The sequence below is a fragment of the Paenibacillus sp. GQ49 genome, assembly GCF_059759055.1.
Window position 1 is genome coordinate 145,351 of the sequence record NZ_JCAXEL010000006.1, and the last position, 19,580, is coordinate 164,930.

Genomic DNA, 19,580 nt, shown 5'->3' on the forward strand with positions numbered 1-19,580 from the left:
TCTTTGTATAATGGCAGTAATCAAAAGCGATTATTTGAATTGAACCGATTTTTTGATGGTATCAATCTCGGCTTTGGTCTTATCATCCATGTAAGTGAAGATGAAGTTGAAAGCATAACCTTCAATGATTGTACTATAGTAATCTTGAGTAATGGTTGAACCGTCACCTGCATCCATCGTGATTTGCATCAGATCCATCTCTTTACCACCGATGGTTTCCGTTGTCATTTCCTTATAATCGTAAGGGAACTGGCTATCCACCATGAATTTCTTGGTTGCTTCCAGGTAGTCTTTACCTGTACGGATGCCTTGCAACAAGCTTACTTTCTCAGCAATGGCCATAGCGGAAGGGCCAACTTGCCCCCCATCCAATGGATACTTTGAAGCCATAAGCAGATTCAATGTTTTGGTCTGAGACAGTTCAATTTGTTTTTTCTTCGTTTCATCATCACCAGCAATCGCTTCGGATGAAGCACTTGTCAGCTCATTCATGCCTGCAGCATCCTGGAACTCCCATGCTTCCGGGAATTTCAGAGATACGCCGAAATAGTCATTGGTGTAAGAACCTTTTTCCGTCGTCCCCAGCTCAACGTCTTGGGAATTATCAGTTTCCTTGGACTCTTCGCTTGCTGGTTCTGTTTTCTCTGTTTCTTCTGTATTCGCTGTATCAGAATCAGTACCCGTCGTTGTTTCTGTCGGGGTAGGCTCTTCTGTTGCGGCTGTGTTATCTGCTTTGTCACCGCAAGCGGCTGCAACCAGCATAATCATAATGAGCATGGCTAATAAAGAAGCTTTTTTTGGAATTGTCATATTACCCTCCTGAAATGTGTGTGTGTGTTTCTCTCTCTCTACATGTTGCCTGCTTCCTAAATTGTAGCACAAACGTTCTCATATACTACCTATAGGAATCTATAGGGGTCTTCTATACATAAGACATTCGGCTGGCAATTGAAACAGCTTCTGTGCTGGATTGCACACCTAATTTGTTGAAAATCACTTTTTTGTGATGATTCACGGTGCATTCCTTGATCTTTAATTTCAAAGCAATGGCTTTTACCGTGAGGCCACCGGCTATCATCTCCAGAATCGTTAACTGACGCTCGGTGAACTCCACCGCCGGTTTGTCGCACAGTTCAGCAGTCTGTTGACTCTGGTAACAGTTCTGCATGTACGCTGGAATTAGCTTGGCAATGGCGATCAGTTCACCTTGCATATCTGCATTAATGGTGGACACATCCAGATAACCAAAATGTTGGGATCCCATGAACAGCGGTGCGGCGTAACAATGCCAGCTTTGAAAATAAGGACTTTCATGCTGTTCCGGCAGCAACAGTGCAGGTTTATTGTTATCCATCGTTTCTGATATGGCGTTGACTCCACAGCTCTTTGCGGTGAAGATCATACCCGGACATATAGGGGAATGTTTCACCACAGCTTCAAGATCTGAACTGTAATCCATGGAGAGTAACACACCGTCCGTATCTGTGAGTAGAAAAAGATAGGTGCCCGTTAAATTCTCTTTGATATCCGAGATACTGTTCTGGAATGCATGAATCAGGAAATGATTGATTTTGCGAAGCCTGTCCAGACTGGTTTTTGGTGAATATTCGAACGGAGCCGTTCCTGCTGCATGAGAGCAAGTCGGGGACACTTCGTGTCGTGTGGCAAATGTAATGGCAGGCATGTTGTTTCCTCCTTGCTGTACAGTTCTCATCCAATCGTTTGAATGACGTGTCCTTCCTGGTCCTTAATTTCTGTTCTAACAATCTGAACGAGAATATGATCCAATGAAGTTATCTCGAATGTCCCTTCAACCGGGCGAAGGTTCTCTGCCAGCTCCTCAACAATTTGTTTGTTCACCGTCAGGGTAACTTGTCTGTCCGATTCCAATACGGCTGGCTGTTCTCCTGATTCGAACAGAATATTAGTATCCGGTCCGATCAAGGATAGGGAGGCACCTTTCGAAATTCGGCTGCGAAGGATGGTGCCAACTAATACGGCTTGTTTGGCTCCAAGCTGGAGTTTGGCCGGGACCGATTTTTGCAGCAATCTTTTGCGAGGAGACTCCCAAGCCAGTTGTTGTATGAATAAAAACGCTGTGCTGGACCCGTCCTGTTCCATTCCATCCTCAACCGCTTGTATAACCGAAGGAATATCTGCGTACGAATTTCTCATCAGATCCGTCACATATTTGGGCATGAACATGGAGGAGGCAGACAGGAATCCACGAGCATTCCAGCTTTGAATCATTTCCAGTTCCCGACCTGTAATGCCAACCATCTGAATAAATTGCACTGAACCATTAGGCGTAGAGATTGCGGGTAGATCCGGATCTTCAATAAACGAGAGAGCAGTCAGCAAAGTATCAGACTCCAGACAGATGGGGCCATTGGCGTCCATGTAATCTCCTGGCTGAAAGATATTTCCGCTGTTGAACACGTAACGGCCTACATTCTGTAGCAGATTCAGCGCCCAGGCTGGCGGATCAGTCTCTGCTTCACTACGTGTAAGACGAAATGTGAGTTCAAAACCATACCCGCTCTTGGATGCATCCTGCATCTCTTTTTCATATAATTCAGAGAAACCATATGTGACAAAATGCCAGTGAGGCATAGGTGTGTTCACCGCATAGACGCTGATACCATCAAGTGGATCAGGCCCACCGAGCATATACGGAAGGGCAGTGCCGTAGTGTTTTGGCTCCTGTTCCCCATACAATTCACGCATGGATTGATCAATCGCATCCCAACCGGATGTGTTTTCTTCCTGAGTCATTATTGAATCCTCCTTGACTGTTCTTTCCCCCGAAAAACATTTAAAATTAAGTCTACCTGTTACAGAAACGGATTCAAGCGGCTTAAGGATGAATTGTGTCAGATAGGACTTCGGTGTTATTAATTGCAATCCAGGGAGTGAAATTACATGAGTATGAAAGGTATCTATTTAAAGGAGTTTAATCAGGCAAGCTGGGACTCATTTTCCGAATTGTTCGAAGAACTTGGACAAAAGATGGACCCTGCATGGGTAGAACGTGCGCGATTACAAGGGATTCCGGCAGATATAAGTCGGGTGCTTTTGTGTGAAATGGGGGAGTACGCTTTTGAATGGATGGCGAAAGATATCCCGGCTTTAGGGGACCAAAGTCCCGCTGTTTACCTGGAAACGGAGGAAGGAGCGCAGGCATTAAGGGCAGCGATTATGCGTATGCCGCGTTAATTTTTTCGATGGTGAGAGTGTGTGAACGATCAGTTGATCCAGTGAAGTTGATTTTGCAAAATAGATATGTTACGCTTACATTACAAGAGCAAACACAACAGAATATGCAATAACATCTTTTGATGGATTGTAACTGTGAAGACAGGCAAAACCTAAACTGATGGTGAAATGAAAGCTCCTTTTTTTGGTGCTATTTTACCTTGAGTTTAGGTTTTTCTTGTTTTCTGCTCTAAATTACACCATTTTTTATCTGGAAAAACCAAAATAAATTTCGAAAAGAGGTTGTTGTTCATGACCACGGCAAAAAAAGGATTCCCCGAAAACTTCCTATGGGGCGGCGCTACAGCTGCCAATCAATTGGAGGGTGCATTCGATAAGGACGGCAAAGGCCTCTCCACAGCGGACATGATCGCTCATGTTCCAAAAGAGAAGCGTACAGGCGGACATGCTATGGAAATTTCCTCTTCCCGAATCGAAGAGATCCTCTCCGGCAAAATTGAAGAACGTTTCCCGAAACGTTTTGGTATCGATTTCTATCATCACTTTAGAGAAGATATTGCGTTGTTCGCTGAAATGGGCTTCAAAGTTTTCCGTTTGTCCATTCACTGGGCACGTATTTTCCCGAACGGTTATGATCAAGAGCCAAATGAAGCTGGTTTGAAATTCTACGATGAAGTCTTCGACGAATTGTTGAAATACGGTATTGAGCCGCTCGTTACATTGTCTCACTATGAGACACCGCTTGGCTTGACGCAAAAATATAATGGCTGGGCTGGCCGCGAAGTGATCCAGCACTACGTTCGTTATGCAGAAACGGTGTTTAACCGTTATAAAAATAAAGTGAAATACTGGCTGACGTTTAATGAAATTAACGTAATGCTGTTCAGCCCGTACACTGGCGGCGGCATTCTGATCGATAAAGTGGATAACAAGCTACAAACCACTTATCAAGCGCTGCATCATCAATTTGTAGCAAGTGCATTGGTAACGAAGCTTGCACACGAAATTATCCCTGGTTCCCAAGTGGGTTGTATGCTTGCTCGTATGGAAACTTATGCAGCAACATGTAATCCGGTAGATGTTCGTCTGGCTCAACACGAGAATCAAATCAACCTCTTCTTCACGGACATGCATGCTCGTGGTAAATACCCGAACTACATGGCTCGCTATTTTGAAGAAAACGACATCGTGATCCAAAAAGAAGCAGGCGATGACGAGATCTTGCTGAACAATACCGTTGATTTTATCTCCTTCAGCTACTACATGTCCGTAACCAAATCTGCATCCGCAGACAAGGAAGAAACATCGGGTAACCTGACTGGCGGCGTGAAAAACCCTTATCTGGAAGCATCCGACTGGGGCTGGGAGATCGATCCGATCGGTCTGCGCGTAACCTTGAACAACTTCTGGGATCGTTACCAGAAACCATTGTTCATCGTAGAAAATGGTCTGGGTGCATATGACCGTGTTGAAGAAGACGGTTCGATCCATGACTCCTATCGAGTGGATTACCTGAAAAAACACATTGAACAAATGAAAGAAGCTATCAAAGACGGCGTCGATCTGATTGGATTTACAGCATGGGGCCCGATTGACCTTGTGAGCATGTCCACTTCCGAAATGTCCAAACGTTATGGTTTCATCTACGTGGATCTGGATGACGAAGGTAACGGAACACTCAAACGTTCCAAAAAGGATTCATTCGACTGGTACAAAAACGTAATCTCCAGTAATGGTGAGCAACTGTAGTTCTCACGTTTTCTGAGCGGGCAAACCTGATATAACAGTTCGTGTTTAATGGAATTTAATGTTCCTGAGGGCCTGCTGATTAGCGTTTGTCCGCTTTTTTATGTGCTACAAACATTACATATGGAGGGATATCTTTTGAAAAGATGGAGCATGAACACAAAAAGTATGGGATGGATGCTTGCCCTGACACTAAGTCTGAGTGTGATCTGGCCAGCAACCGTTGGTGCGGAAAGCACCCAGGTTACTCGAATCCAGGCCAATACCTATGTTGGTGATCCTGGAGAGATGGTAGAGTCCTTTGACATTACTGTAGCGGATCCGGAGAAATATCAGAATCTGAAAGCTTCAGACTTCGAAATTACTGGCAATTATGATGGCTATCCTTTAAATGAAGCGGAAGAGATCATACAAAATGAGTATGAAGATGACGGAATAAAATTGACAATTACGGATCATACCATCCATATGGCGGTAAAGCCTTTTAAATATCCAGGTGGATTTAAGTCAGCATTTGCAGTCACAAGCAAGGCGTATCCTGAACTTTCTTTTGACGATAAAAATGTAAATGTAGTCAAAACGCGTACGGTCGATGAGTTTGAAAAAGGACAATTTACAGGCAGTAATGGTGCGAACTTGTCCTATCAACTGAAACGAAGCACGTCCGAAGAACCGAAGCCGCTCATGGTATGGCTCCATGGTGGTGGCGAAGTTGGTACGGACGGGCGCAGCCATCTTACTGCAAATCGTGGAGCTGTAGTCTGGACGGAATCGGGGTATGATACTTCCGTACTGGCCGTACAGTATCCTGAGAATTACAGCTTCAAAATCTATGATAACCCGGAGCAACTGGCCCAGATGCAGGCGTACTTCGTGGCGCAGTATGAGTTGATTCAGAAGCTGGTTGCTGAAGGTGAAGTTGATCCGAATCGGATCTATCTGTCTGGTGTTTCCAGTGGCGGTGGTGGTGCCTTCCGTTTCTTGACACAATATCCCGATCTGTTTGCTGGAGCGATTATTGTAGCGGCCAAGGATACGGTAGCGGATTACACCGGATCTGTAGAAGCATTCAAAAAAGAACTGAAAGATATTGTGGATGTCCCAGTATGGATTATGCATGCCAAAAATGATCCAACCACTGACAGCCGGACAAGCTCTTTGGCTTATCAGGCTTTAACTGAGCTTGGAGCCAAGCATGTCAATATGACGCTGTATGACGATGCATACATGGATAGCCAAAGACTGTATGGCGGCATGAAGCATTGGTCATGGGTACCGGCTTTTGACAATAAAGAAGTACTTGCCGACCTGTTCCAATTAAGCAAAGGAACTTCGGGGGAACAGGATGGAGGTAACACAGAGCATGGAACAAAGCCAACGGAGCCTGTGACAAGAGCGCAGATCTCCCTCGTGCTTGCCGACAAGTTAAATCTTCCTGAAGTATCCGAATCTGCTTACCCGTACACAGATTCTGCCCCTGAATGGGCTCGTCAGGCCATTGCAACAGTGACCAAGGCAGGGTTGATGAAAGGTGTCAGCAATCAGATATTTGCCTCGGGAGAGGAAGTAACACGTGCACAGATGGCAGTGATCGTAGACCATATTTTGACGAGTCGCGGCTGGAATGCTGCAGACGAGTCAACTGTATTATTGTTCAACGATTTGAATGATAAGCATTGGGCTTTTGAAGCCGTTCAAAATAGTGCCAAAGCCGGTATTATGTCCGGTATGTCCAGAGATCAATTTGGTTCATCAAAGTCGATTACGGGTGCTCAACTGGAGCTGATCATGCAACGATTGGAACAACTGCCAACTAACTAAGTTCTATAACCAACCTATTATAGTGATAAATAATGAGAGGAATGATTGATATGACTACACCATTTCCGAAAGACTTCCTATGGGGCGGCGCTGTAGCAGCCAACCAACTTGAAGGAGCTTATAATACAGATGGCAAAGGTCTTTCTGTTCAAGATGTTATGCCTCACGGGATTACAACGCCTAGAACGGAAGGTCCTACAGAGGATAACCTGAAACTGATCGGGATTGATTTTTATAACCGTTACAAAGAGGATGTTAAACTGTTTGCTGAAATGGGCTTCAAAGTGTTCCGTACATCTATCGCTTGGTCCCGTATCTTCCCTAAAGGTGATGAATTGGAGCCAAATGAGAAAGGTCTGCAATTCTACGATGACCTTTTCGATGAGTGCCACAAATATGGTATTGAACCACTCGTAACGATCTCTCACTATGAGACACCGCTGCATCTGTCCAAAACATATGATGGCTGGGTTAACCGGAAAATGATCGATTTCTACGAGCGTTATGTAACAGTGCTATTCAACCGTTTCAAAGGCAAAGTGAAATACTGGCTGACGTTTAATGAAATCAACTCCATCCTGGAGGAGCCATTCATGAGCGGCGGAATCTACACGCCAAAAGCAGAACTGTCCAAACAGGATCTGTACCAAGCAATCCATCATGAATTGGTAGCCAGTGCCCTGGCTGTTAAACTGGGCCATGAAATTATGCCTGAAGCCAAAATCGGCTGTATGGTACTGAGCATGCCTACGTATCCGTTGACTCCGAATCCGGATGATGTGGTTGCAGCGATGCATGCTGAACAGCGCAATGATATCTTTGCTGATATCCATGCACGTGGTTATTATCCGAAATACATTAATCGTTATTTCAAAGCGAATAATATCAATATTAAGTTTGAAGATGGCGATGCTGAAATTCTGAAGCATACCGTAGACTTTATCTCGTTCAGTTATTATGTAAGTATCTGTGAGACAGGTGATCCCGAGAAACGTATCGAAGGAAAAGGAAACCTGTTTGCAGGTGTACAAAACCCTTATCTCAAAGCGAGCGAGTGGGGTTGGCAGATTGATCCGCAAGGACTACGCGTAACCCTGAACAAATACTGGGACCGTTATCAAAAGCCATTGTTTATTGTCGAAAATGGTCTGGGTGCAGTCGATGAGCTGATTACGGACGAAAATGGCAATAAAACGGTGAACGATGATTACCGTATTCAATACTTGAATGACCATCTGGTACAGGTGGGAGAAGCTCTTGAGGATGGCGTAGAAGTGATGGGTTATACGTCATGGGGCTGTATTGACCTGGTAAGTGCTTCAACAGCAGAGATGAAGAAACGTTATGGCTTCATCTATGTAGACCGCAACAATGATGGTTCAGGAACATTGGATCGTTACAAGAAAAAATCATTCCACTGGTACAAAGAAGTCATTGGTACAAATGGCGCAAGTCTAAAGAACAATAACGAGTAAATACTAGTTCTATAAGCATAGTTGTACAAGCACCTTCTGATGTCACATTAATGCACATTAACCGCTTTCACAAAAACATTGTCATATGGATAGTTATATGGTAAGATGGGCCTAAGGCTAATGAATACTGGATTGTTACTGTTCAATCAGGCAAAACCAGAGGCGGGGCATATTTTGTGACCTGCTTTGGTTTTGCCTTTTACTACTTTGACGGTGCAAGGTGATGTGAAGAAATGAAAATTGAGAAGGTGTTGAACAACAACGTAGTTACCGTAATTGATCCGGGAGGAAACGAACTGGTCGTTATGGGACGTGGAATTGCCTTCAAAAAGCATACTGGTGAATCGATTGACGAGAGTCTCGTCGAAAAAATATTCTCGCTTGAAAGTAAGGAAGTATCACAGAAACTCAAAACACTTCTGTCTGATATCCCGGTTGAATATGTCGAGTGCTCGGATGAGATTATCCGTTATGCCGAGACGGTGTTAGGTGAGAAGCTGCATGAAAGCATCTACATTTCACTGACGGATCATATTCATTTTGCCATTGATCGACATCGTCAAGGATTGCAGATCCGTAACGCATTGTTCTGGGAGATCAAGCGCATGTACCGGAAGGAATATGCCATTGGACTCAAGGCGCTACAGATTATTGAGGAAACATTAGGTGTCCTGTTACCCGAAGACGAATGCGCATTCATTGCAATGCATCTGGTTAATGCCCAGATGAACGGTGAGATGAGGGAAACGATCAGTATTACAAACATTGTTAAGGACATACTTAACATCGTAAGACGTAGCTTTGTGATTGAACTTGATGAAGATTCATTGAGTTATTATCGATTTTTAACTCATCTGAAGTTCTTTGCCCAACGTGTGTTGCAAGGAACGGCGATTGAAGATAAAGAAGAAGATAATCCCCTTCATGACTTGGTGAGCAAGCAGTATCCGGAAGCACATGCATGTGCAGTAAGGATCAGTGACTATACGCGTAAGATCTATAATCGGGTGTTGTCCAAGGAAGAGATATTGTATCTGACCATTCATATTGAACGAGTTGTCAGAAATGAACAAACAATTGAATAAAATTGGGATTGTTACTGCTAAAAAGGCAAAACCTAAACGTTGAATAATGATAAGCTTTTCTGCTTTGTCATTATTCAGTGTTTAGGTTTTTTTTTAACCTTCATTACACATAAAAGGAGCAAAACACAATGGATAAACAACAATTGTCCAAGGATATTTTGAAGCTTGTCGGTGGCGAAGAGAATATCGATCAAGTCACACACTGTATGACAAGACTCAGATTCAACCTCAATGACAACAAAAAAGCGGACAAAGCGACGCTGAAAAATACACCAGGCGTTATGGGTGTTATGGAAAACGGTGGACAGTTTCAGGTCATCATCGGTAACGATGTGCCTATCGTGTATAACGCACTTGTTGGCAACATGTCCAAATCTCCAAACGCAGATAATGCAGCATCAAGTGCCTCAACTGGAGAAAAGAAAAAGAGAAATCCGGTAAGTGCGTTGTTCGACTTCATTTCCGGTATATTTACACCGATTCTGCCAGCGATTACAGGTGCTGGTATGATCAAAGGGATCGTGGCTATCCTGGTAGCTCTGGGATGGTTGTCCGATACCAGCTCGACCTACATCATTTTGTCAGCAATCGGTGACGGTGCATTCTACTTCCTGCCAATCATTCTGGCGATCAGTGCTGCACGTAAACTGGGTAGCAATATGTACATTGGGGCAGCACTCGCCGCGGGTATTATGCATCCAACGATTACCGCGTTACTTGCAGAAGGGGATTCGACATTCGCAGGCATTAAAGTCATTGCCGCAACGTATTCCTCCACAGTAATTCCGATCATTCTCGCCATCTGGATTGCTTCTTATGTAGAGAAAGCCGTTGATCGTGTAACACATGCTTCACTTAAACTCTTGGTTGTTCCAACAGTAACACTGTTAATTATGGTTCCACTGACGTTGATGACAGTAGGTCCATTGGGTACGGTTCTTGGTAATGGTTTGTCAGGTGGTATTTCATGGTTGTTCGATAACATGTCCATCTTCGCAAGTATCTTGATTGGTGGTACGATGTCACTGCTGATCATTACAGGTATGCACTATGCGTTGCTGCCAATCGTTGTAGGTTCAATGACAACACTGGGTTACGACTTTATCATTCCACTGATGTTTGCAGCTAACTTGGCACAAGGTGGCGCAGCATTTGGTGTAGGTCTCAGATCGAGAAATAGCAAAACCAAATCCCTTGCTTATTCCACAGGTCTTACGGCTGTCATGGGGATTACGGAACCAGCGATGTACGGTATCAACATGAAGTTCAAAAAACCGTTTATTGCAGCCCTTATCGGGGGAGCGATTGCCGGTGGGTTCATGGGTATCTTCAATGTTAAATCTTACGTTATTACAGGACTTGCAGGTCTGCCGAGTGTGGCAGCATTTATCAGTCCAGCAATTAGCACACTGCTCTATGCTCTGGCTGGTGGTTTGATTGCCATCGTAGCTGCGGCAGTACTGACGTACATTCTTGGGTTCCAAGAAGAAAATGCATCAGAGCCAGTAGCTGCACCAGCAGCTGAGCCGGCACCAGCAGCAACAACTTCTGCTGCTGTAACTGAAGAAGCAAAAGCACAAGATGAGCAAGTATTCAGCCCAATCACAGGTGAAGTTAAACCGCTGAGCGAAGTGCCAGACCCTGCATTCTCTGAAGAAATTATGGGTAAAGGATTCGCGATTCAACCATCTGAAGGTCGCGTCGTATCTCCGATCAACGGAACCGTGTTCTCGTTATCGAAGAGTGGACATGCCATTGGTCTGGTGAGTGATACAGGCGCAGAAATGTTGATTCATATCGGGATTGATACCGTGAAGCTGAAAGGTCAGTTCTTCTCTCCTAAAGTTCAAGCAGGTGCGAAGGTTGCCGTAGGTGATGTACTGATGGAGTTTGACCGGGAACAGATCGAAAAAGCCGGTTACACAACGATAACACCAGTCATTATTACAAACATGCATCAGTATGAGTCCATCGAGTCTGCTGGTCGTACTACGATCAAAGAAAAAGACTTGTTGTTCACAGCTAAAGCTTAACCATAAAAATGAAACAGCAGCTTCACCGGAATGTAATCCGGTGAAGCTGCTGTTTTTTTGCTTACAGCCTTTTACACGGGAAGCATACCCTGCACCAGTTGCACAAAGTGTTGTGCAGGCTTGGACAGATAGCGGTTCTGCAGCCAGACCAGCGCCGAGCCAACCGTGGAATGCTGGTCCTGAATGCGATATACGTGAAATGGGTGCTCGTGATATAGCTGTAGTACCGTGTGAGGCACGATGGAACTGGCGAATCCGAGTCGGACCAGCTCGAGTAACATATTAATGTCTGAGCACTCACCCATGATGGAGGGGGTAACCTGATGCTCCCGGAACTTGTCCAGTATCAACTCGAACATGCCGAGTCCTTCTGTACTTGGAAGCAGTAGAGGGATACCTGTAAGCTGCTCAAAATAAGTCCCCATCTCCACTCCTGGTCCCATCTCTGTCGGACTATCAAGTGGTGTTGAAGAGATATAGAAAAGGGGCTCCTGTGGCAGATGCAGCACCTCATAACGTTCAGTCTGGACAGGCATGCGTACACAGGCAAGTTCAACTTTGCCATCTTCCAGCAATCGGCATAATTGTGCGGACTCATTTTGTTGAATTTTATAAGTAACCTGTGGGTGGGTAGTGCGAAACTGTTGCAGTGCTTGCGGGATCAGGCGATCCGATATGGTATTGATACCGATGGCGAGTTTGCCCCGTATGCCGTGACGGAAACTTTGCATCTCCATTACAGCTTCCTCCATATATTTGGTCAAGGTAACCGCATAATCATAGAAGCTGCGACCCGCCTGCGTTAGCTCCATCATGCGCCCTTTGCGTTCAAATAGAATCACACCAAGCTCTTCTTCCATTAACTTAAGCTGCTGGCTTAAGGGTGGCTGAGCCATGTGAAGTCTTCGGGCTGCTGCTGTAATCTGTTTCTCCTCAGCAATGGCAATAAAATAGCGACATTGTTTGATATCCAAGTGGTTGTTCTCCTTCGCCTGCAATGTATATGTAATTCGTATGGAAAGCCAACAAAACATGTATTTTTAATATACTACGATCTTATGTTACCATACATTAGATTTGCATACCTGACTAACAGGGTTTGGTTTCTATATGAATATTACTGCATGAGAAAGACCTTGAATTGGAGGATAAAACAACGTGGTTAGAACAATACATGATGCTGCTCAAGCGGGCCATACCGATGAGGTCATTCGATTTATCACACAACAGGGTAGCCGGTTGAACGAACGGGATGCATTGGGGCGAACACCTCTGCTGGCAGCGGTGCACGGTAACAAGATAGACACGGCAAGGATGCTAGTGGATGCCGGAGCCGACATTAATCTTCAGGATGTACGATTGGACAACCTGCTGTTATACGCGAGTGCTGAGGGTATGTATAACATGGTCGAATTGGCGATTACAGCAGGTGCAGATACGAAGTTAACGAATCGTTTTGGCGGCACAGCCCTTATCCCGGCAGCGGATCGGGGCCATGTGGACATTGTGGAGCTTCTGCTGACACGCAGTGATGTGGATGTGAACCATATCAACAACCTGGGGTGGACAGCCTTGCTGGAAGCGGTCATTTTGGGAGATGGTGGGCCGCGTCACCAGCAGATTGTTGCCTTGCTTTTGCAATATGGTGCAGATCCAAAGATTGCGGATCGGGACGGGATTACACCGCTTGCACATGCGAGCCGGCATCGGTATGCCGAGATGGAACGACTATTAACCCAAGCCTGAGAAGGTTTATACATTTATGATACAGAACAGTGAAAGGATATTCCAAACGAATGAACAGACATCAAGAGCATTTTTCACAAAAGAATATGAAGGACGTATCTTCACTGATTTTGGCAGGTATACAGTGGTTTTTCTTCCTGTTTACCAATACCGTTGTTGTTCCGCTATCCATTGGACATAATTTTCTTCTGTCTCCGGATGCCATCGCTGCCTCCATGCAGCACGCATTTATCCTTACCGGAGCAGTATGTATTCTTCAAGCCGTATTTGGTCATCGATATGCGATTATGGATGGTCCGTCAGGGTTATGGTGGGGATTGACGCTAAGTTTGACGGTATCTGCTTCATCGGCAGGTATGAGTCTGGAGCGTATTGGCGGTGGGCTGGCTGCAGGTTTTCTGTTAGCGGGACTAACGATGGTGATTCTGGGCTGGCTGGGAGCAGCGCAAGTGCTGCAAAAGCTGTTCACACCTATGGTGAAGAGTGCCATGTTGTTTCTAATGACGATTCAATTAACCATGAATTTTTTCAAAGGCATGATTGGATATACGGAGTTTGGCCGCTTCGATCTGCCTGTTGCCGCATTGTCCGTTGTCATTGCATTTTTGGTGGCATGGATTCAATTAAAGGGTAGGGGGAAACTGGGGAACTACGCGATCCTGATTGGGATTGTGGCAGGCTGGATCGCTTATAGTCTATTGTTTCCTGGACAACATGGCGGACAGCCTAATCAGGCCCCGGCTGGTCTCGAACTGTTTCCCTGGGGAGCACCCAGATGGGAACCGGGTATTGTCATTACTGCATTTTTCGTGGGGTTGGTGAACATGACGAATTCGATCACCACATTAAGCACAGTTGAGAAACTATACCGGACAGAAACAACAAGTCGTCAGTATAGGCATTCCTATGCGCTAACGGGTCTGTTCACGATGTTGTCAGCCTGTGTAGGTGTGCTGCCCTTTGGTTTATTTGCATCATCGATCGGGTTTCTGGAGAGTACTCGCATTCTGCGTCGTGCTGCCTTGATTATTGGAGCGGGGATGTTATGTGTGATGGGTCTTACACCTTCAATCACGGCATTCTTTGCACAAATACCACCAAGCGTTGGCAGTGCTGTTTTGTTCGTGGCTTATCTTCAGATGTTCGGTACGGCACTTAGAACGCTTGAAGGTACGACGTTTAATTCTAAAACGATCTATCGTGTAGCGCTGCCGGTCCTCACGGGAGTTGCAGTCATGAATATTCCTGCTGAGGCTTTTCAAACCTTGCCCATGTACCTCATTCCGATCATAAGTAATGGTCTCGTCATTGGGGTATTGGTCTCACTGGTTCTTGAAAAAACCGTGAACTGGTCCAAAATGGAACAACCAGCGACAGTAAGTAAAGCGGCATAAAGAAAAGAGTTTCACTTGCGACAGTCCAATTTGATTGGGCTGTTTTTTTTGTTTTTTGTTATCAGGCTATATGGCTATTTCACGATAATTTTGCCTTGTCCTGCAAGCATTCGCATCTCTCTAGAGAGACGGTCCTGGTTCCCATCCTGCATTTCGAGTTGAACACCATAGTGCCATGAGGTATTTTTTTCTTGACCCCAACGGAGAGTGCCTTCCATATATAGAGGGTCTTCAAAGAGCAGCATATTCATTCCAATCCGAATATCGTTATTCTCTACAGGAAGGGATAGCGGAAATGACAGCTGACAGCCGGATCGACTGATATCGCAGAGTTCGGCCTGAATGGGTTTGGCTGGTGCGTTAACCCCGTTGATGCTGAGAATATAGATCTCAAAGTGGATCGGTTCTTTCAATGTGTAGCGAAAGGGTTCTTTTCTATTGTTAATTGACATGGCTTGGCTTCCTCCATCAGGTTCAAAAAAAGTCAGTTATGCTTATATCGACCATTTGGAGCGAGAAATGAAGAGTTGCGCAAGCGGAGATGGTCCATGGGTTCCTTTTACACGTGTATCAGGCTTGATATAATGAATGAAATATATTTCTGAGGTCAGACCTGGATCAGACAAAAGGGACGGGTGAATATGAGAGGAACATTTCAAATGGTTACAGATACGGCAACATTGTGCCTGTATGATCTGGCAGCGTTAAAACATCGGCTTGAGGATACTTCGGACTGGTGGTCCATTCCAGTGGATGAGCTGGCTGAGGTAAATGCAGGTCATTGTCTGTTCTTGAATCTGGGTGCGGATGGAGTGTATGAGGTGGAATGGAGCCTGGAGGATCTAGAGGAGGATTCAGATCCAGATCACGCAGCGGAACGGGAAAAGGTGTATGATCTGCAAGTTCCGTCTGGGCACGTCTATCTGGGAGCGGCGGATGATGTCACTGGCGGTGAATTGGAGCCGGATGATACGTGTGAAGGGGTTCTGTTTCAGTTAAAACCCGGAAATTATGCGTGTATCGTCTCCAGAGAAGCCAGTCGGATCACCATTGTCATGACACCAAGTATTCAGGGAGATAACACGCTGGATGAATTAATCCGGATTTAGTGTACATATACAAACAGGAGGGATTCATATGCAGGAATGGAACGAGATAACGATGATGAATGCAGATGCCCTGCGTAAACGGATGAGAATACTCGCTGCTTTGGATATTATCTTTTCGGAGGAAGAATGGCTACGCGTTCATCATTATGAAGCTGAACTTCAGCCAGGTCTGGCATGGGGAAACATCAATAACGGCGCAGGTGATCATCTGCATGTCTTGTTTACGAACTCAGGCACGTTGATAAAAGGATTCGATCATGAGTCACCCTTGAGCCCACATGCTCGTGAGGACGGAGAAATCTATCCGGGCATGTACGATGAAGTACCAGAGGCCTTGATGGCTGTACTGCGAGATCAGGAGGAAACATTGGATCTGGAGGATGTGACCTTTTGCCTATGGCAGGAAGGGAACGACTTTCCATGGAAGGTTGGTAACTGGATTCAGCTGGCGATGGCCGAGGAAGACAAAGTGGACGCCAGAGGTGGCGCAGAATTTTTGCTGGGATATTTGAATAAGAACTCGGAAGATTACGCTGATTGGGCCAAAGGGTACTATGACTTGCCGGATCTGCCGTTGGAAGCCGTAGCTGAAGTATATGAAGGAAAACCGGTGACCGCCAGACTGATTAAGCAGTTGTGTCCTGAGCGAGATGTGGCAGCCACACTGGGTGAGTTGCAGCAACGCGGGTACGCCGTGGAACAAACGTAATGGAGTAGCAAAGGAGGGAAGTAGGCCATGTACAATGTACAACTGGAACGTATGCGTGAAAAGTTGATCACTCTCCGAAGTCTGGACCCGGATCTGGAGCTGTTTGGCGTAGAAAACCATGAATATGAAATGGCACCTGTGTGGACGCAGGAGGATATTACGCAATTTGAACAGAAATGGCGAATTGAGTTACCGGAGGAGTATAAGGTATGGCTTCTTCATATGGGAACGGGTGGTGCAGGACCTTATTATGGTCTGGAAAACCCGAATGATGGCGTATACGCTGTGCTTGGTTATGATGATGAGCTGAATGCGATCTCGGACCCTTTCCAATTCACGGAAGCATGGAACTGGAACTATGACTGGTTCGATGATAGCAAGGAAGAAGAGGAATGGGAAGTGCTGGAACATGAATATTTTGATCCAAAATGGTCGGCAGGCATGTTGCGCATCAGTGATTTTGGTTGTGGCATCTCCATGAATCTGATTGTTAAGGGAGCCTCCTACGGAGAGATCTGGGTTGATGACCGGGCTAACCGCAATGGAATTTATCCTGATCAGTATTGGGGCAATACGAATCGATTACATTTTCTGGACTGGTATGAGTTGTGGTTGGATCGTTCGATCCATCAAATGCATGGACAAAAGCAATCATCTGGAGCAAAAGAAGTCTGAAGGAGGTTGTACATATGGGCTGGGAATATGGGATTAGAACAACGGAGCCTGCGATTTTACCTGAAGTCGTGAAGCGTCTGGCAAGTTCATTAACGTTTACCAACATGTACAGCTTAGAACACCAAGCCAACAGCTTTGTATTGAAACGTGAAGATCCTTCCTGGCCTAGAGCCCTTGAAGTGTGGATAGAAGAGGCTTCCGGATTAGAAGAGATTGTGGATGGGGAGTCGTATATCTACTGTTTGTTTCATATCGGGGGCGAAGAGGCGCGGAGTTGGATGCATCAGATGGAGCGAGAAACCAGGCGGGTTGATGGCGGTTTAATCTGGTTTGAACTCTGATTGGTAAGAGATTGCCTGAAACAGGAGGAGCATATGGCTAAAAAATCAAAGAGAACAATTCCTGCGCTCATATATCAGTATCAAGGTCCACAGCGGAATGTGGGTTTTGTTTTATCCCCTTTATACATAGAAGAATCTGTTGAAGTAGAGATGGAAGCTGACCCGCGAACTGGAGAAGAGATGAAGGCACTTGATCCCTGCTGGGAGAATCCGATTACGAAGGAAGTGTGGGTGGGGATTTTATCAGAGCTGGATCAACAGGTGGTTGCAGAGCCAGAATTACGGAAATTTTTGAATCAGTTTATAGCTTGGGTGAGAAATCATCTGCAATTGGCTGACGGGATCGAAGTCACCGGCAACCTGTAAGTTAGTTGATCTTAGATTGTTCATGCTTGTACGTAATTCAGTATATCGGCAGACGAAGTCCTATGTAATCAAGCTCCCTCATGATGATGGCGGGGCTTTTTATAATGAACAAATATTAAAAACCGTTTGCTTCACTCACCCGTCTTATACCACAGAAAGAGAGAGAGAAGGAGGGATGCGGGGTGGAAACAAAAGCAGAGATGAACCAGAGGATCTATGTACAGACCGAAGACGAGACGGCATTTGTGCAATCCATTATGGAACATCAAGATACGCTCATTTCCATTGCCTACAGTTATCTGCGTAACCGGCAAGATGCGCTGGAAGCGGTACAGGAGATGACGTGCCGAGCTTGGATCAAACGTCGTACGCTGAATAATGAGAAGGCGTTCAAGTCGTGGATCATTCGGATTCTAATCTATGTCTGCATCGATGAACAGAGGCGCCGCAAGCGGGCGACACCTCTGGCGAAGGAGGATATGGAGGACAGCATTCCGGCATCATGGATGATTAGCGTTGACGATAATCGAATCGCTATGGAGTCTCTTTTGCAAAAGGTGAAACCGAAATATCGCCATGTATTATTGCTGAAATATTATAACGACATGACACTGACGGATATTGCCTCCATCCTCGGCAAACCGGAAGGGACAATCAAGACCTGGCAGCACAAGGGGCTCCAGCAGTTGCGCAAATTGATGAGGAATAGGAGGGATTGGCATGACCACTAACCCGGAGGAGAAAGCACTTCTTGCAGACGCATATCAGGTGAAAAGAGAGAACCAGCAATGGAATCCGGCGGACACGACTGCGGCAATTCAACGTGGTCTCGCGAAGGGCAGAACAAGACGATCAGGTAGGACCGTTCATATCAAATGGATTACGGCAGTGCTGGTCACGGCCCTGGCCGCGGGTTGGTTTCTCTTAGGTCCGCTTGGGAGTTATGGTCAAGAGCAGGCAACATATACTGAGCCTGTAACCCATTGGGGAGTGCTAGAGCCCTTTCGTGGCCTGCTAACTTCGGATATGGACCGTGCTACGATTACTTCAACGCTCAATCATGGTTATGTGCAACTTGTGGATCGGACGGTTACATCGGGCATATATCAGTTTACCGTGAATGCGGTTATGGCAGATGAGAACAGGATAACCGTATTGTATACCGCCAAGACGGATGCTTCGCGAGAGATTTATTCGATAGTCAATACCAAGATGACGGATGCAAGAACAGGTTATGTCCTTGATAACGGAAATATAGGAGGTATACATTTTTCGAAGGATAAGCATACCATTTATGGCCGGAATACAATTGAGCGTAATCGAAATAAACCGCTGCCTGAGCAAGTGAATCTTCAGTTCCAGCTTTCTTCCGTTGTTCCAGATGTGGTGGAATATTCAGAAAACGGGGAAAAGGAACGGAAGTATCAATATTCCAAAAAAATGAATCTTTCTTTTGCGCTGGATCCTAAATTCTCTATCCCCAAAACGGAAATCCTCAACGTTAATCGTACGTTTACCGTTGGGGGTTATGAAGTTATGTTGTCAGAAGTGGAATTATCACCGCTTGTTACTCGGGTTAGATTTGTTTTTGAGCCGGAGCAAGAGATCGATTACAAAATGAAGTTGTTGATCAGTGAGGTCGTTCAGCCTCTCGAGATTGTAACTACCACTAAAAACGGGAAGAAGACCAAGTTATCCGGGGTAGGCGGGAGCGGAACGGAAGACGGAATGATGTATTCTTTCAGCAGCAATCTGCTGGACAATCCGGAGTCAATGATATTAATACTTCGTGGCAAACCAGATAAGGTCTACGATGATTTGCAGGAAGCCAAGAATGATGAACTGGAAATCAAAATCAAATAAG

Annotated in this window: 20 protein-coding genes; 15 read left to right on the forward strand and 5 right to left on the reverse strand. The window is 45.4% G+C overall.

Annotation, left to right across the window (positions count from 1 at the left end):
• Positions 1-30: 30 nt before the first annotated feature.
• The 3 genes from AC6CIF_RS13520 to AC6CIF_RS13530 all read right to left on the reverse strand — a co-directional run bounded on the left by AC6CIF_RS13520 (position 31) and on the right by AC6CIF_RS13530 (position 2,775).
• Positions 31-810: a hypothetical protein gene (locus AC6CIF_RS13520; protein WP_498200014.1), complete on the reverse strand. Its 780-nt coding sequence runs from the start codon at positions 808-810 to the stop codon at positions 31-33.
• A gap of 112 nt (positions 811-922) precedes the next feature.
• Complete coding sequence (locus AC6CIF_RS13525) at positions 923-1,684, reverse strand: helix-turn-helix domain-containing protein (RefSeq protein WP_498200015.1); 762 nt, start codon at positions 1,682-1,684, stop codon at positions 923-925.
• 26 nt (positions 1,685-1,710) lie between these two features.
• Complete coding sequence (locus AC6CIF_RS13530; protein WP_498200016.1) at positions 1,711-2,775, reverse strand: suppressor of fused domain protein; 1,065 nt, start codon at positions 2,773-2,775, stop codon at positions 1,711-1,713.
• A 147-nt stretch (positions 2,776-2,922) separates the two neighbouring features.
• On the opposite strand from AC6CIF_RS13530, the gene AC6CIF_RS13535 reads away from it, so the two are divergent.
• From AC6CIF_RS13535 to AC6CIF_RS13560, 6 genes are all read left to right on the forward strand, one after another.
• The gene (locus AC6CIF_RS13535) at positions 2,923-3,216 is read left to right on the forward strand and encodes an antitoxin Xre/MbcA/ParS toxin-binding domain-containing protein (protein WP_083657375.1); all 294 of its coding nucleotides are present in this window, start codon (positions 2,923-2,925) and stop codon (positions 3,214-3,216) included.
• Positions 3,217-3,507: 291 nt separating this feature from the next.
• Positions 3,508-4,965 carry a glycoside hydrolase family 1 protein gene (locus tag AC6CIF_RS13540; RefSeq protein ID WP_074096040.1) on the forward strand — a complete coding sequence of 486 codons (1,458 nt, stop codon included), beginning with the start codon at positions 3,508-3,510 and terminating at the stop codon, positions 4,963-4,965.
• Between the two features lie 135 nt (positions 4,966-5,100).
• The gene (locus AC6CIF_RS13545; RefSeq protein WP_498200017.1) at positions 5,101-6,783 is read left to right on the forward strand and encodes an S-layer homology domain-containing protein; all 1,683 of its coding nucleotides are present in this window, start codon (positions 5,101-5,103) and stop codon (positions 6,781-6,783) included.
• 50 nt (positions 6,784-6,833) lie between these two features.
• Positions 6,834-8,258: a glycoside hydrolase family 1 protein gene (locus AC6CIF_RS13550; protein WP_498200018.1), complete on the forward strand. Its 1,425-nt coding sequence runs from the start codon at positions 6,834-6,836 to the stop codon at positions 8,256-8,258.
• 233 nt (positions 8,259-8,491) lie between these two features.
• On the forward strand, positions 8,492-9,343 hold the full coding sequence (licT, locus tag AC6CIF_RS13555) for a BglG family transcription antiterminator LicT (protein ID WP_036668684.1): 852 nt from the start codon (positions 8,492-8,494) through the stop codon (positions 9,341-9,343).
• Positions 9,344-9,471: 128 nt separating this feature from the next.
• On the forward strand, positions 9,472-11,376 hold the full coding sequence (locus AC6CIF_RS13560; RefSeq protein WP_498200019.1) for a beta-glucoside-specific PTS transporter subunit IIABC: 1,905 nt from the start codon (positions 9,472-9,474) through the stop codon (positions 11,374-11,376).
• 71 nt (positions 11,377-11,447) lie between these two features.
• Here the strand turns inward: AC6CIF_RS13560 and AC6CIF_RS13565 are convergent, their stop codons facing one another.
• Positions 11,448-12,350 carry a LysR family transcriptional regulator gene (locus AC6CIF_RS13565; RefSeq protein ID WP_076252800.1) on the reverse strand — a complete coding sequence of 301 codons (903 nt, stop codon included), beginning with the start codon at positions 12,348-12,350 and terminating at the stop codon, positions 11,448-11,450.
• A 184-nt stretch (positions 12,351-12,534) separates the two neighbouring features.
• On the opposite strand from AC6CIF_RS13565, the gene AC6CIF_RS13570 reads away from it, so the two are divergent.
• Together AC6CIF_RS13570 and AC6CIF_RS13575 are read left to right on the forward strand one after the other, a co-directional pair.
• On the forward strand, positions 12,535-13,122 hold the full coding sequence (locus tag AC6CIF_RS13570; RefSeq protein ID WP_498200020.1) for an ankyrin repeat domain-containing protein: 588 nt from the start codon (positions 12,535-12,537) through the stop codon (positions 13,120-13,122).
• A gap of 50 nt (positions 13,123-13,172) precedes the next feature.
• Positions 13,173-14,516 (forward strand): uracil/xanthine transporter, encoded by a 1,344-nt coding sequence (locus AC6CIF_RS13575; protein WP_498200021.1) that lies wholly within the window; start codon positions 13,173-13,175, stop codon positions 14,514-14,516.
• A 74-nt stretch (positions 14,517-14,590) separates the two neighbouring features.
• Here AC6CIF_RS13575 and AC6CIF_RS13580 read toward each other — a convergent pair whose 3' ends face one another.
• Entirely contained in the window at positions 14,591-14,968 is a 378-nt protein-coding gene (locus AC6CIF_RS13580) for a PilZ domain-containing protein (protein ID WP_036617371.1), read from the reverse strand.
• Between the two features lie 189 nt (positions 14,969-15,157).
• Between AC6CIF_RS13580 and AC6CIF_RS13585 the strand changes: the two genes are divergently transcribed.
• The 7 genes from AC6CIF_RS13585 to AC6CIF_RS13615 all read left to right on the forward strand — a co-directional run bounded on the left by AC6CIF_RS13585 (position 15,158) and on the right by AC6CIF_RS13615 (position 19,579).
• The gene (locus AC6CIF_RS13585; RefSeq protein ID WP_498200022.1) at positions 15,158-15,625 is read left to right on the forward strand and encodes a DUF6386 family protein; all 468 of its coding nucleotides are present in this window, start codon (positions 15,158-15,160) and stop codon (positions 15,623-15,625) included.
• Positions 15,626-15,653: 28 nt separating this feature from the next.
• Positions 15,654-16,334, forward strand: a complete 681-nt coding sequence (locus AC6CIF_RS13590) for a hypothetical protein (protein ID WP_498200023.1) — start codon at positions 15,654-15,656, stop codon at positions 16,332-16,334.
• 27 nt (positions 16,335-16,361) lie between these two features.
• Positions 16,362-17,009 (forward strand): SMI1/KNR4 family protein, encoded by a 648-nt coding sequence (locus AC6CIF_RS13595; protein ID WP_498200024.1) that lies wholly within the window; start codon positions 16,362-16,364, stop codon positions 17,007-17,009.
• 14 nt (positions 17,010-17,023) lie between these two features.
• Positions 17,024-17,350: a hypothetical protein gene (locus tag AC6CIF_RS13600; RefSeq protein ID WP_498200025.1), complete on the forward strand. Its 327-nt coding sequence runs from the start codon at positions 17,024-17,026 to the stop codon at positions 17,348-17,350.
• 33 nt (positions 17,351-17,383) lie between these two features.
• The gene (locus AC6CIF_RS13605) at positions 17,384-17,716 is read left to right on the forward strand and encodes a hypothetical protein (protein WP_498200026.1); all 333 of its coding nucleotides are present in this window, start codon (positions 17,384-17,386) and stop codon (positions 17,714-17,716) included.
• Between the two features lie 182 nt (positions 17,717-17,898).
• Positions 17,899-18,447: a sigma-70 family RNA polymerase sigma factor gene (locus tag AC6CIF_RS13610; protein WP_498200027.1), complete on the forward strand. Its 549-nt coding sequence runs from the start codon at positions 17,899-17,901 to the stop codon at positions 18,445-18,447.
• Positions 18,437-19,579, forward strand: coding sequence for a DUF4179 domain-containing protein (locus AC6CIF_RS13615; RefSeq protein WP_498200028.1), 1,143 nt, complete (start codon positions 18,437-18,439; stop codon positions 19,577-19,579). Before AC6CIF_RS13610 ends, AC6CIF_RS13615 begins: the two co-directional genes overlap by 11 nt.
• The last annotated feature ends 1 nt before the right edge of the window (position 19,580 follow it).

Excerpts from the sequence above, each read along its gene's own strand:
- AC6CIF_RS13520 (WP_498200014.1), bottom strand. The coding sequence starts at position 810 with ATGACAATTCCAAAAAAAGCTTCTTTATTAGCCATGCTCATTATGATT.
- AC6CIF_RS13525 (WP_498200015.1), bottom strand. The coding sequence starts at position 1,684 with ATGCCTGCCATTACATTTGCCACACGACACGAAGTGTCCCCGACTTGC.
- AC6CIF_RS13530 (WP_498200016.1), bottom strand. The coding sequence starts at position 2,775 with ATGACTCAGGAAGAAAACACATCCGGTTGGGATGCGATTGATCAATCC.
- AC6CIF_RS13535 (WP_083657375.1), top strand. The coding sequence starts at position 2,923 with ATGAGTATGAAAGGTATCTATTTAAAGGAGTTTAATCAGGCAAGCTGG.
- AC6CIF_RS13540 (WP_074096040.1), top strand. The coding sequence starts at position 3,508 with ATGACCACGGCAAAAAAAGGATTCCCCGAAAACTTCCTATGGGGCGGC.
- AC6CIF_RS13550 (WP_498200018.1), top strand. The coding sequence starts at position 6,834 with ATGACTACACCATTTCCGAAAGACTTCCTATGGGGCGGCGCTGTAGCA.
- licT (WP_036668684.1), top strand. The coding sequence starts at position 8,492 with ATGAAAATTGAGAAGGTGTTGAACAACAACGTAGTTACCGTAATTGAT.
- AC6CIF_RS13560 (WP_498200019.1), top strand. The coding sequence starts at position 9,472 with ATGGATAAACAACAATTGTCCAAGGATATTTTGAAGCTTGTCGGTGGC.
- AC6CIF_RS13575 (WP_498200021.1), top strand. The coding sequence starts at position 13,173 with ATGAACAGACATCAAGAGCATTTTTCACAAAAGAATATGAAGGACGTA.
- AC6CIF_RS13580 (WP_036617371.1), bottom strand. The coding sequence starts at position 14,968 with ATGTCAATTAACAATAGAAAAGAACCCTTTCGCTACACATTGAAAGAA.
- AC6CIF_RS13585 (WP_498200022.1), top strand. The coding sequence starts at position 15,158 with ATGAGAGGAACATTTCAAATGGTTACAGATACGGCAACATTGTGCCTG.
- AC6CIF_RS13590 (WP_498200023.1), top strand. The coding sequence starts at position 15,654 with ATGCAGGAATGGAACGAGATAACGATGATGAATGCAGATGCCCTGCGT.
- AC6CIF_RS13595 (WP_498200024.1), top strand. The coding sequence starts at position 16,362 with ATGTACAATGTACAACTGGAACGTATGCGTGAAAAGTTGATCACTCTC.
- AC6CIF_RS13600 (WP_498200025.1), top strand. The coding sequence starts at position 17,024 with ATGGGCTGGGAATATGGGATTAGAACAACGGAGCCTGCGATTTTACCT.
- AC6CIF_RS13605 (WP_498200026.1), top strand. The coding sequence starts at position 17,384 with ATGGCTAAAAAATCAAAGAGAACAATTCCTGCGCTCATATATCAGTAT.
- AC6CIF_RS13615 (WP_498200028.1), top strand. The coding sequence starts at position 18,437 with ATGACCACTAACCCGGAGGAGAAAGCACTTCTTGCAGACGCATATCAG.